Source organism: Silvimonas sp. JCM 19000, assembly GCF_054652575.1.
In genome coordinates this window covers 1-13,209 of sequence record NZ_BAAIHC010000027.1, presented here as the reverse complement: position 1 = coordinate 13,209, position 13,209 = coordinate 1, and the positions used below count along the sequence as shown (strand labels likewise).

Annotated in this window: 8 protein-coding genes; 7 read left to right on the top strand and 1 reads right to left on the bottom strand. The window is 61.0% G+C overall.

Annotated features, from left to right (window positions below; translation table 11 throughout):
* Positions 1-86 precede the first annotated feature (86 nt).
* Positions 87-2,435 (top strand): AbfB domain-containing protein, encoded by a 2,349-nt coding sequence (locus ACYQ1A_RS18540; protein WP_499364383.1) that lies wholly within the window; start codon positions 87-89, stop codon positions 2,433-2,435.
* 76 nt (positions 2,436-2,511) lie between these two features.
* Here ACYQ1A_RS18540 and ACYQ1A_RS18535 read toward each other — a convergent pair whose 3' ends face one another.
* Entirely contained in the window at positions 2,512-3,006 is a 495-nt protein-coding gene (locus ACYQ1A_RS18535) for a hypothetical protein (RefSeq protein WP_499364381.1), read from the bottom strand.
* A 440-nt stretch (positions 3,007-3,446) separates the two neighbouring features.
* Here ACYQ1A_RS18535 and ACYQ1A_RS18530 point away from each other — a divergent pair, with 440 nt between their 5' ends.
* The 6 genes from ACYQ1A_RS18530 (at position 3,447) to pdeM (ending at position 12,963) form a co-directional block, all read left to right on the top strand.
* Positions 3,447-3,863, top strand: coding sequence for a hypothetical protein (locus ACYQ1A_RS18530; RefSeq protein WP_499364379.1), 417 nt, complete (start codon positions 3,447-3,449; stop codon positions 3,861-3,863).
* A 118-nt stretch (positions 3,864-3,981) separates the two neighbouring features.
* Positions 3,982-6,663 carry a bifunctional diguanylate cyclase/phosphodiesterase gene (locus ACYQ1A_RS18525; RefSeq protein ID WP_499364378.1) on the top strand — a complete coding sequence of 894 codons (2,682 nt, stop codon included), beginning with the start codon at positions 3,982-3,984 and terminating at the stop codon, positions 6,661-6,663.
* Between the two features lie 290 nt (positions 6,664-6,953).
* The gene (locus ACYQ1A_RS18520) at positions 6,954-7,988 is read left to right on the top strand and encodes a ligase-associated DNA damage response exonuclease (RefSeq protein WP_499364377.1); all 1,035 of its coding nucleotides are present in this window, start codon (positions 6,954-6,956) and stop codon (positions 7,986-7,988) included.
* A complete protein-coding gene (locus tag ACYQ1A_RS18515) occupies positions 7,985-9,646 on the top strand; it encodes an ATP-dependent DNA ligase (RefSeq protein ID WP_499364375.1) in 1,662 nt (553 codons plus the stop codon). The genes ACYQ1A_RS18520 and ACYQ1A_RS18515 overlap by 4 nt, the downstream gene beginning before the upstream one ends.
* Entirely contained in the window at positions 9,643-12,252 is a 2,610-nt protein-coding gene (locus tag ACYQ1A_RS18510) for a ligase-associated DNA damage response DEXH box helicase (protein WP_499364373.1), read from the top strand. Before ACYQ1A_RS18515 ends, ACYQ1A_RS18510 begins: the two co-directional genes overlap by 4 nt.
* Before the next feature lie 6 nt (positions 12,253-12,258).
* Positions 12,259-12,963: a ligase-associated DNA damage response endonuclease PdeM gene (pdeM, locus tag ACYQ1A_RS18505; protein WP_499364371.1), complete on the top strand. Its 705-nt coding sequence runs from the start codon at positions 12,259-12,261 to the stop codon at positions 12,961-12,963.
* Positions 12,964-13,209 lie beyond the last annotated feature (246 nt).

Genomic DNA, 13,209 nt, shown 5'->3' with positions numbered 1-13,209 from the left:
GCGGCAGAAGTCGGTGCAAGAAGCGGATGCCCGCAACGGCATCCAACCCTGCCCGCTGCGGCGGGCCGCTGGAGGAGATCAACAAGATGGGAAATCGATACAACCGCGCTTTGCAGGCGCTGGCGGGGGGCGCCACGGCGCTACTGCTGGCGCTACCGGCCTATGCCGACACCTGGACCAATTACGGAGGCAACTGGTCGCATAGCGGCAGCACGCACACCGTGGATGCCGGTCTCGGCAACAAGGCCATACAGGCAGGCACCAGTTATCAAAGCTCAACCATGGAGGCCGATATTGCCTTGGGCGCCAATGGCGACGCCGGCTTTATTTTTCATGCCAGCAATCTGGCTACCGGTACCGATGCGTATTCCGGCTATTACGTGGGCCTGAATACGCAAAAGAACACCGTGGTATTAGGCCGCGCCAACAATAACTGGACGCAGATGATCGCGTATCCCTACACCATCAATCCCAATACCGCGTATCACCTCAAACTGGTGACGGCGGGCAAGCGCATCGAAGTGTTCGTGAATAACGTGCAGGTACTAAGCGCGGCCGATGACACCTATCTGAACGGCGCGGCCGGTTTACGGGTCATGGGCACCAACGCCACCTTCAGCAATGTCAGCATCACCGATAACGGCAGCCAGACCGTGCCCACGTGGAATTTCTCCAGCGTGAAAGGCGCGGTTTATACGCCGACCAATGCGGTTAATTACATCGAGTGGTGGCAGTCGTACGACTCGGCCATCGTGGATAGAGAGCTGGCGTATGCGCAGATTTATGGCATCAATACCGTGGCGATTTATCTGCACTATCTGCTGTGGGAAAACGACAAAGCCGGCTTGCTCAACAAGCTGGAAAATTTTCTGCAAATTGCCAATCGGCGCGGCATCAAGGTCTCGCCCATCTTCTTTGATGATTGCTGGGGCACCAATGCCGACGGCAGTGTGCGGCAACCGGCATTAGGCGCTCAGGGCGCGCCGGTTCCCGGCATTCATAACAGCCGTTGGGTGCAATCGCCAGGCCGCGCCATCAAAAACGTTTATCCCGCCAGCTACAAGGCGCAAATCCGCCAATATGTGCAGGACGTGGTCAACGCGCATCTCAACGACAACCGCATTATCTTCTGGGAACAACTTAATGAAGCCGGTTGTACCGGCGATTTGCCCGATCAATCGCGCGATTTGATGAACGATGCCCGCATCGCCATCAAAGACACTGGCACCAGCATCCCGGTGGGGTCGCCAACGGTGCAGATGTCGGAGCCCACGTATTTTTCGGATTTCTTTTCTTTCCACCCTTATGGCGGCGATTATCCCGGCCCCTATGGCAGCACCGTACTCAATTCCGAAAGCATGAATCGCGGCAGCCAGAGCGTGCCCGGTATCGTGACCAATTACGGTGGCCGCGGCACCGGCTACATCATGTGGGAACTGGGCATCGGCCGGACCAACACGCGTTTTCCCTGGGGTAGTCCGCAGGGTGCGGCAGAACCGACCACGCCTTTCCACGGCATCGTTTATCCCGATGGACATCCGTGGCAAGTGGCTGATGTGGTGGCGTTGAATGGCGCGCAGGCCAATATGCCGGTGTTTGGCGTGACCTATTTCAATGGCAATTTCGCCACGCAAATCAAGACCTCGATTACGCCGTTAATTGATTTCGATTTGAACACCGAACGCGGCACGGCATCGCCCGATGCCTCGGCCGGGGTGAGCGAAACCAATTACGCCATCCGCTGGACCGGCACCTTGCGCCCCACCAGCAGCGAAACCTTCACCGTGTACGCCGATAGCGACAATATCGCGCGGGTCTGGATCAACAATGTGCAGGTGATCAACAAGACCAGTGCCGGCCGCAGCACCAGCCAGGGCAGCATCGCCTTAAGCGCCAACACCAATTACCCGGTGACGGTGGAATATGTGCATGGCACCGGCGCGTCCAATATGCACGTGACATGGTCCAGCGCCAGCATGAGCCGACGCGCCCTGTCGGTGATAGCCCCGGCATTTGCCCCGGCCAGCGTGCGCTTTGGCGCCAGCAATATCGCCGGCAATTTCATACGCCATCAAAACTCGCGCGCCCGCATTGATCCGAATGTGACACCGGCCGCCGATTCACAATGGCGTATGGTGCCAGGTCTGGCCGATCCGCTGGCGGTGTCGTTTGAATCTATTAATTATCCGGGCCAGTATTTGCGCCATCGCAATGGCGAAGTCTGGAAAGATGCCAATGACGGCACCGATTTATTCAAAGCCGATGCCACCTGGCGGCCGCGCGTGGGTTGGGCTGATCCGGGCAATATCTCGTTTGAATCGTATAACTATCCGGGCAATTTCATGCGCCATCGCGATTCATTGCTATACAGCGAGCCGATCCTCAATAGCTCATCCGCGCTGGATAAATCGGATGCAACTTTTGTGATCAATTAATCTGCTTTGCCGCAGCTAAATAAAAAACCGGCGCAATCGTTTTTATTGCGCCGGTTTTTTTTATTCCAGCAACGCTTTATTGCGAACCGTAAACTGTCTGGCCTGAATCAGTTGATTGCACAATCTGATATTGCCCATCCACTTTTTCGATAACGTCTTTACGCGTGCCGCTGGATTTGATGACCGGCACCATATTAAACGTGTACGCCAGCTCAACCGTGGCAGAACGTTCATCCTGGCTGAGCGTTATTGATTTGATATCCACCTTGTAGGCGATAGCGCCCGCGCCATTGTTGGCGTCACGTTGTTTGCGGATCGCTTCAAAAGTCTTTTTTTGCGTATCGCAGGTTTCGGCCTTGCTGACTTTCTGGCCGAATTGCTCGCTCACATTCAAACCTTCAAAGCTGTCTGCATATTCATTGCACAAGGCATCGGTCTGCATTTGCACCGTATTGTCAAAATCATTTTTATAGAATTCTTTAACCCCATCCCCGGATACTTTTTTACTGCTGACGTAGGCATAAGCACCCCCTGCCACGCATAACGCGACTGCGATCACCACTTTATTCATTGCTGATCCCCTTGTTATGTCCATACTGGTGCATGCAAAGGCAAATACGCACCGAATCGGCCGATACTGCTTTTTCCAGTCCCCACTGGAATTCGACTGATCCGATGCCCTGACCTGTATTTGCAATCACGCGCTGACATTGCCAGATACGTCATGGACAAATCAAGAAACACATTTGCCATTGTCCTCTTTAAAACACAATTCCCGATTTATCCGCCAACAAATGCGTTTTAAATGCCGCTTTAAATGCAATGCGCCAGCGCACACGGCGCTATCGGTGGGAGCGGGACACATCACGCGGCAGCGACTGACTGCCGCGTGCGCCAGACTAGCCCGGGTTTTTTTGATCGGCCGACAGCCAAGTCGGGCGCAGGCTTATTCAGTGTGCACCCGGCCGGTGCCAGCATGGCTACACGTACTACCAACACGGGAGTCACATCATGCAAGGCAAAAACACCATCAAACTATTGCTCAGTAGCGCCGCGCTGTTGTGCGGCACCGCCATGGCCGCTGGCACGCCTCCGGCACCGCAAGACGGCGCCAGCCTTGGCAATAACTCCACGGCCGGCACCAACAATGGTCAGACCCAGCAACGGCTGGACACCAATGTGGGTGGCACCGCCAATGGCGGCGGAGGCGCGGCCAACAGCCCGGGTGCCACCAACGGCAACAGCAATCTGAACGCCAGCCCGGCCAATAACGACAACACCAGCAATATGGTGCCAGGCCGCAGCACCAGTGGCGGCACGCCGACCATCAATAACGGCGCCACCAATGGCATCGAGGGCGGCGCTAATCCGGCCACTTTGCAACCGGGTAACGGGGGTTCAACCCGAGGCGATCTGAACGGCCAATAAGTGCGATGGGCATTTTGTTAACAAGGCGGTGCGTGCTTCTGCGGGAAACACGCGCCGCGCGCGCTCGCAGCGGCTATAAAACACATCATTGCCATTATTAAAAAGGCCCGCCCCGCCTATGACCCGCGCACGCAATTCGTTTGTGATCAGGCTGGTTGCGGGCGTACTGCTGATGAATGCGTTTGTCTATTTGCTGGTGGGCGCCGCGCTGTATCAAAGCCATCTGCAATATGAACGCCAGACCATACTTTCCACGCAGAACCTGGCGCAGACGCTGTCGATCAGCGTGTCCGGCACGCTCAAGAAAATCGACGTCAGCCTGTTTGCCGTGGCGCATGAAGTAGAAGGCCAATTACGCCGCGGCGAACTGGAGTGGCCCCATCTGGCCGACTGGGTGCGCCAGCAACATCGTCTCAGCCCCGAACTGGACGGCATCCGCATCAGCGACGCGCGCGGCCGGCTGCAATACACCGAGGGCGCCATCGGCAAAACGCCGCTTAATTCGGCCGACCGACCGTTTTTCCAGCAACTGGCGGTGGCACCGCCTGAAACCGTGGTCATTTCCGACCCGCTGATCAGCCGTATTACCCATACCTGGGGCATGGTGGTGGCGCGGCGCATTACCGGGCCCCAGGGCGAATTTGCCGGTGTGGTGTCCGGTTTTTTGCCGCTGGCGTATTTTCGCGAATTGTTTGTGCCGCTCGATATCGGCGAGCACGGTTTGATTACCCTGCGCGATACGCAAATGCGCTTGTGGATCCGGATTCCGGAAGTCGGTGATGGCAATCCAACGGCGGGCAACACCACGGTATCGCAAGCCACCGCCGATATGGTGCGGCTCCACCCGGACGGCGCCACTTACGAGACGGTGGTCTCGCTGGATGGCGTGCGCCGGCGCATGGCCTTTCGCCGTGTGGACCGTCAGCCGCTGTATATCTTTGTCGGCGAAGCCACCCAGGATTATCTGGCCGGTTGGTATCGCGAACTGGAGGTCAGTCTGGCGCTGGCTTGCGGCTTTACCCTGATCACGCTGGGCGCGGCCAATAACTCGTATCGGCGCCGCCGCAATGAGCTTGCCACCATCGAACAACTACGCCAGAGCAAAGAAGAAGCCGAGCGCTCCGGCACACGCTTTCGCACGCTGTACAACGCCACCGGCGATGCAGTATGGCTGCGCGACGGTGACCACATCATCGATTGCAACGACGCCGCTTTGCGCATGCTGGGTGCGCAAAGTGCCGAGCAACTGAAGGCGCTGACCATGCGCGATTACTGGGCGCCCACCCAGGCCAATGGCGAGGATGCTTTCGAGCGCGGGCGTGAGCTGGTCAAAACTGCGTTTCGCGAAGGCAGCGTGCGCTTTGAATGGCTGTTCAAGCGGCTGGACAACGGCGTGATTTTCCCCACCGAAATCCTGCTCAACGCGCTGGAATTGGACGGCCGCCCGATACTGCAACTGGTGGTGCGCGACATTACCGAACGCAAAGCCACCGAAGCGCAAATCCGTCATCTGGCCTACTTTGACCCGCTGACCAGCTTGCCCAACCGTCGCCTGCTGATGGACCGCCTGCAACAGGCACTGACCAATAGCGCCGACACCGGCGAGCTGGGCGCTTTGATGATTCTGGATCTGGATAACTTCAAGGTGCTGAACGATACGCAAGGCCACGCCGTGGGCGACCGTTTGCTGGTGGCGGTGGCCGAGCGCATCCAGTCCTGTTTACGCCCGCGCGATACCGTTAGCCGCTTGGGCGGCGATGAATATGTGGTGTTGCTGGAAATGCTGGGCGGCGACCGCGCCGGCGCCGAGTTGCAAGCCGAAGCCTATGCCGAGCAGATCCGCAGCATCCTCGACCAGCCCTATTCCATCCTCGACGAAGAAGTGGGCCATCACAGCACCGCCAGCATCGGCGTGACGGTGTTTGTCGATCATGCCGTGGAGTCCAGCATTTTGCTGAAACAAGCCGACGTCGCGCTGTATCAGGCCAAGGCCGCCGGACGCAATGCGGTGCGGTTTTTCAGCCCGGCGATGCAAGAGTCCATCAATGCGCGTTCGGCCATGGAAGCCGCCTTGCGCCACAGCCTGCATGGCAATGGCTTTCGGCTGTTCTACCAACCGCAGGTGCATCTGGATCAGGGGTTGATTGGTGCCGAAGCGCTGGTGCGCTGGTTTCCCGAGCAGCATCAGGCCGTTTCGCCCGCGCAATTCATCCCGGTGGCGGAAGACAGCGGCTTGATTATTCCACTCGGTTACTGGGTGATGCAGACCGCCTGCCAGCAGTTGCGCACCTGGGCCGCCGACCCGCACAAACGCGATCTCAAGATTGCCATCAACGTGAGCGCGCGCCAGTTTCACCAGCCCGATTACGTCGAGCGCGTGCGCGAGGCGCTGCAGGAATCCGGCGCCAATCCAGCGCGCTTGCAGCTGGAATTGACCGAAAGCGTGGTGCTGGAAAACGTCGACGAAGTGGTCGAACGCATGCGCGCCATCCGTGCGCTGGGCGTCACTTTTTCGCTCGATGATTTTGGCACCGGCTTCTCCTCGCTGTCTTATCTGAAACGGCTGCCGCTGGACCAGATCAAGATCGACCAATCGTTTGTGCGCGATGTGATGACCTCCGCCAACGACGCCGCCATTGTGCGCGCCATCGTCGCCATTGCCCGGTCGTTAGGCTTGCAGGTGATCGCCGAAGGCGTAGAAAACCAGGCGCAACTGGATTTTCTGACCGAAGCCGGCTGCCGCGTCTGCCAGGGCTACCTGTTCGGCCGCCCCGAGCCAATCGAGCATTGGCAAGCATGACCGCCCAGTTCGCATAGGGTGGGTCTAGACCCCCCCCCCAAAGCGGCCGGCCAAGAACAACGCGGCACGGGATCGACGGCTGTGTCTGGTGGGTCTCGACCACCCTATGCCGACGCAAACCAGGCCATGTAGGCAATCGTCCGTCACCATTTCCCGCACTATCCCGCAGCGCGGTTGCGCGCATCGCCGTCAGGCTGTAACCCGCGATCTGGTTAGCATGCAAGCATGACTATCGCTGCCCCGCACGCCCCGTTCCGTTGTGCTTGCCCGCCCACTTCAGGAGCCCGCTCATGAACCTGGTGGTCGCACGCCCCGAAGGCTTGTACTGCCCACCTGGCGATTTTTATATCGACCCATGGCGGCCGGTAGAACGGGCCGTGATTACGCACGGCCATTCCGACCATGCGCGCTGGGGACATGCGCATTATCTGGCGTCACAAGCCGGGCTGGGCATCCTGCGCGCGCGCCTGGGTGAGATCAATGTGCAAGGCCTGCCCTATGGCGAGACGCTGCTGCACCACGGCGTCAAACTCAGTCTGCACCCGGCCGGGCATGTGCTCGGTTCGGCGCAAGTGCGGCTGGAATACGCGGGCGAAGTGTGGGTGGCCTCGGGCGATTACAAAACCCAGTACGACCCCACCTGTCTGCCGTTTGAGCCGGTGCGCTGCCACACCTTTATCACCGAATCCACCTTTGGCCTGCCTATCTATCGCTGGCAAGATCCCACCGAATTGTTTGATCAGGTCAACGCCTGGTGGCGCAGTAATGCAGCGCAAGGACGGCCATCGGTGTTGTATTGCTACGCCTTTGGCAAGGCCCAACGCATCCTGGCCAGTATTGATCCTGCGATCGGCCCCTTGATCATGCACGGCGCAATCGAACCGCTGAACCGCATGTATCGCGAGCAAGGCGTGCAGTTGCCTGAGACCCGCTACGCCGGGGACGTCGAAGACCGGGCGCTGGCCCGCACCGCGCTGATCCTGGCGCCGCCGTCGGCCAGTGGCAGCACGTGGTTACGCCGCTTTCCCGATTACGCCGAAGCCTTTGCCAGCGGCTGGATGCAAGTGCGCGGCAACCGGCGGCGCCGTGGCATCGAGCGCGGCTTTGCCCTGTCTGATCATGCCGACTGGCCCGGCCTGAACTGGGCCATTGCCCAAACCGGTGCGCAGAACGTGTATGTCACGCATGGCTCGACCGATGTGCTGGTACGCCATCTGCGCGACCAGGGGCTGAATGCGCAGATTTTCAAGACAGAATACGGCGACGAGGACGACACCCCACCGGCCAGCGATGATGCGGCCGCTCCGGCAGAGGGGGCGTCATGAAGCAATTTGCCGCGCTGTACGAAAGCCTGGACGGCATGACCGCCAACAACGCCCGCCTGGCGGCGGTGGTCGACTATCTACGCAACGCGCCACCCGCTGACGCGGCATGGGCGGTGTATTTTCTGGCGGGCGGCAAACCGCGCCAGCTGGTGCCGACGCGTTTGCTGCGCGAACTGGCGCAAACGATGTCCGGCCTTGCCGACTGGTTGTTTGATGAGTGTTACCACGCCGTCGGCGATCTGGCCGAAACCATCGCGCTGGTGCTGCCGCCGCCCACACACGCCACGGACGTGCCTCTGGCGCAGACCATGACGCAATTGCTGGCGCTGCGCTTGCTTAGCCCGCCGCAACAACAAGCCGCGCTGCGAGAAATGTGGCAGGCCATGGATCGCTGGCAACGCCTGGTCAGCATCAAGTTGATTACCGGCAGTTTGCGGATCGGCGTATCGCGGCTCACGGTGACGCGGGCACTGGCGCAGATCGGCAAGCTCGATCCCAAAGAAGTGGCTCAGCGCCTGGTCGGCTACACCGCAGGCCAGGCGGCGCCGGATGCCGAACATTATCTGGCACTGGTGGCGCCGCCCGACGAAACCGGCGGCGCACGCGGCGGCCAGCCCTACCCCTTCTTTCTGGCGCATGCCTATGCCCAGCCACTGGACGTCATGGCCGAACAACTCGGCCCGGCGAGCGACTGGCAAGTAGAATGGAAATGGGATGGCATCCGCGCCCAACTGGTCAAACGCGCGGGCGAAGCCTGGGTCTGGTCACGCGGCGAAGAACTGGTGACCGATCGCTTTCCCGAACTGGCCGCGGCGGGCATGTACTTGCCCGATGGCACCGTCATCGATGGCGAAATCGTGGTGTGGCTGCAAGACCGGGTGGCGCCGTTTGCCCTGCTGCAACAACGCATCGGCCGCAAGAATCTGACTGCGCGCGTGCTGCAACAAGCGCCGGTGGTATTGCTGGCGTATGACCTGCTGGAATGGCAGGGTCAGGACTGGCGGCAACGCCCGCAGCGGGAACGGCGCGCGCAATTGCAGGAAGTGGTGGCGGCCTGTAACGCGCCCGCCCTCAGCCTGAGCCCCTTGCTGCTGGCGCCTGATTGGCCCGCCTATGCCGAACTGCGCACGCAAAGCCGCGCCTTGGGCGTGGAAGGCTTGATGTTGAAAGCGCAAGCGGCGCAATACGGCGTTGGCCGCACTAAGGATGTCGGCACCTGGTGGAAGTGGAAGGTCGACCCCTACAGCATTGACGCCGTGCTGATCTACGCCCAGGCCGGCCACGGCCGCCGCGCCAATCTGTATACCGATTACACCTTTGCCGTCTGGGACAAACCCATGGGCGCGCCCGACCGCATGCTGGTGCCGTTTGCCAAAGCGTATTCGGGCCTGACCGATGAAGAGATACGCCAGGTCGACGCCTTGGTACGCAAAACCACGGTGGAGAAATTTGGCCCGGTGCGCTCGATAACCCCGTCGCAAGTGTTTGAATTGGGCTTTGAAGGCATCGCCGCCAGCTCACGCCACAAGAGCGGCGTGGCGGTGCGGTTTCCGCGCATCTTGCGCTGGCGGCACGACAAACCGCTGCAAGAAGCCAATACGCTGGCCGATCTGCAAGAACTGCTGACGCCGGCGCGGCCACCCTCGAGCATGGCATGAACGCGCCCGCCTCCACTTCGGCGTTTGACCCGGCCGCCTGGTTTGCTTTACGCGGCTGGACGCCGTTTCCGTTTCAGCAAGCCACGTGGCAAAGCATCATCGCGGGCGATTCGGGCCTGCTGCATGCCTCCACCGGCTCGGGCAAAACCTGGGCCATCTGGCTGGCGGCGCTGGCGCGTTTTGGCGCAAAAAAGATCGAACCTTCGCCACTTAAACCCACGCGCATGACCGCGCCCAAACTGACGGTGATCTGGATTACCCCGATGCGCGCCCTCGCCGCCGACACCGCCAAGGCGCTGGCCGAGCCCATCGACAGCGCGCAGCTGGACTGGACGCTATCGCTGCGCACCGGCGACACCAGCAGCAGCGAACGCGCCGCGCAAGAACGTCGCCTGCCCACTGCGCTGATCACCACGCCGGAAAGCCTGACGCTGATGCTGAGCAAAGCCACGCAGCAAGACGCGTTGGCCGGTGCGCGCATGGTGGTGGTGGACGAATGGCACGAGCTGATCGGCAACAAGCGCGGTGTGCAATTGCAACTGGCGCTGGCGCGGCTGCGCAAACTTAATCCGCAACTGCAGGTGTGGGGTTTGTCGGCCACGCTGGGCAATATCGATCTGGCACGCGAGGTGTTGCTGGCCGGCGCCCCCGGCCGCGTGGTGCAAGGCGATATCGGCAAACCCTTGCTGATCGATACGCTGCTGCCGCCCAAGCTGGAGCGCTTTCCGTGGGCCGGTCACCTTGGCATCGCCATGTTGCCGCAAGTGATCGAAGCCATTGAGGACGCGGGCACCACCCTGGTGTTTTTGAATACGCGCTCGCAGGCCGAGCTTTGGTATCAGGCGCTGCTGGATGCGCGGCCGGACTGGGCCGGTTTGATTGCGGTGCATCACGGTTCGCTGGACCGCGAAGTCCGCGACTGGGTGGAAGCCAGCCTGAAAGCGGGCGCGTTGAAGGCGGTGGTATGTACCTCCAGTCTGGATCTGGGCGTCGACTTTGTGCCGGTGGAACGCGTGTTGCAGATCGGTTCGCCCAAGGGCGTGGCGCGCGCATTGCAACGCGCCGGCCGCTCAGGCCATCAACCTGGCCGCACTTCGCGTCTGACCATGGTGCCGACCCACAGCATGGAACTGGTCGAAGCCGCCGCAGCGCGCCACGCCATTGCCACCGGCCACCTCGAAACTCGCTTGCCGCCGGACAAACCGCTCGATGTACTGGTGCAACATCTGGTCACCATCGCGTTGGGCACCGGCTTTACCCCGCCCGAATTACTGGCCGAAGTGCGCACCGCCTGGAGTTATCGCACGCTGACGGCGCCGGAATGGGAATGGGCGCTCGGCTTTGTCCGCCAGGGCGGCAGCGCGCTCACGGCCTATCCGGAATATCGCCGCGTGGAGCCGGACGAACACGGCATCTGGCGCGTGCCCGACGCGGCACTGGCACGACGCCATCGCAGCAATATCGGCACCATCGTCAGCGACGCCAGCATGGTGGTGCAATACATGGGCGGCAAACGCCTCGGCACGGTGGAAGAAGGCTTTATTGCGCGGCTGGCCCCCGGCGACGCCTTTCTGTTTGGCGGCCGCATGCTGGAGCTGATCCGCGTTCACGAAATGACGGCGCTGGTGCGCCTGGCCAAAAAATCCAAAGGCGCGGTGCCGCGCTGGAACGGGGGCCGCATGTCGTTCTCGACTGAACTGGCCGACGCCATGGTCGAGCAACTGGAACACGCGGCAGCCGGGACATTGCTCGGCCCGGAAATGCAGGCGGTGGCCCCCTTGCTCAAGGTGCAACAAGAATGGTCCGCCATCCCCACCCGCAGCACCTTGCTGGCGGAAGTCTGGCATTCGCGCGAAGGCAACCATCTGTTTCTGTACCCGTTTGCCGGACGCCATGTGCATCTGGGCCTGGCCTCTTTGCTGGGCTGGCGTGTGGGGCAACTGCAGCCTGCCACCTTTTCGATTGCGGTGAATGACTACGGCTTTGAATTGCTGACCAGCGCCGACGTCGACTGGCCCGCACTGCTGACGCCGCAATTGTTGAGCGACGAACATCTGCTGGAAGACGTGCTGCATAGCCTGAACGCAGGCGAACTGGCGCAACGCCGCTTTCGCGAAATTGCCCGGATTTCTGGCCTGGTGTTCCAGGGTCATCCCGGCAGCGGCGGCGGCAAAAGCGCGCGGCAATTGCAGGCATCGTCTAGCCTGTTTTATGAAGTCTTCCGCAAACACGATCCGGCCAACCTGCTGCTGACGCAGGCACAAACCGAAGTGTTGCGGCAAGAACTGGAAACGGTGCGGCTGCAACAGACGCTGCGGCATATGCAGTTGCAGAGGCTCGATATCCAGAAACTGGCTCGGCCAACGCCTTTGGGTTTTCCGCTGCTGATTGAGCGCTTTCGCGAGAGTATGTCGTCGGAGAAACTGGCCGACCGCATCGCTCGCCTGGTGGCCACGCTGGAACGCGCGGCCAGCGGCGTGGCCGACCCCGCCATCGATGCGCACGCGGCAGTCATGTTTATGGCGGCTGACATGCCCAAAAAACAAAGCCGCAGCGGCGGCCGCCGCGCCCGCCCCAAACGGGTGTTTGGCCATAACCGTGGATAAGCTGATTTGCCTGCCGAGCTTGTAACCCGATTAAGCCAGGCCCATGCCGTCAGCACGCAGCTTGCGGGCGAAACGGTATGGCTGCTGCCGCAAAAAGCCCTGTTCTGGCCTGCACAAAAAATGCTGCTGGTGGCGGATGTGCACTTTGGCAAAGCAGCCGCCTATCGCGCGCTCGGCCAGCCGGTGCCGCACGGCACTACCCAGGCCAATCTGGCCCGGCTGGACGAAATGCTGCACGTGTTGGCCGCCGACGTGGAGACCTTGGTGTTTCTGGGCGATTTTTTACATGCCCGCTCGGCACGGCATCCCGAAGTACTGGCGGCGCTGGCAGTCTGGCGTGCGCGCTGGCCCGCCTTGCGGTTGGTGCTGGTGCGCGGCAACCACGATCTGCGCGCGGGCGACCCGCCGCAATCCTTGCGGGTGGAGGTGGTCAACGAGCCATGGTGTGTGGCGGGGCTGGGCTTGTGCCACGAGCCGGATGTGGTGTTGCCGGACGGTATGTATGGCTTGTGCGGGCATGTGCATCCTGCCATCACCTTGCACGGCGGCGCGCGCGAGCGGATGCGGCTGGCGTGTTTCTGGTTTGGTGAACGCGGGGGGATCTTGCCGGCGTTTGGCGAATTTACCGGCAGCTGGACCATGCCACGGGATGCGCGGGCGCGGGTTTGGGTGGTGGGAGGGGGGCGGGTTTTTGGGGTGGGGGTGGGTTAGGTTGCAGCGCGGGTTTGATGTTCTGATTGGCCGCAGTTGGGCTGGTGCCTAACAAACCCTTAGCTGCTTAGCCTGCGGCGCATGTTTTGATGTTCGGCTTGCGCCTCGTAAACCCTTTACCGCTTAGCCTGCGGCGCATTTTAGATGTTCGGCAAGTGCCGAACAAACCTTAAACGCCTTGCCTGCGGCGCATGTTTGATACCCGGGGGTGCCCGGGAGCACGTTACTTTTCTTTGCTTCGCCAAA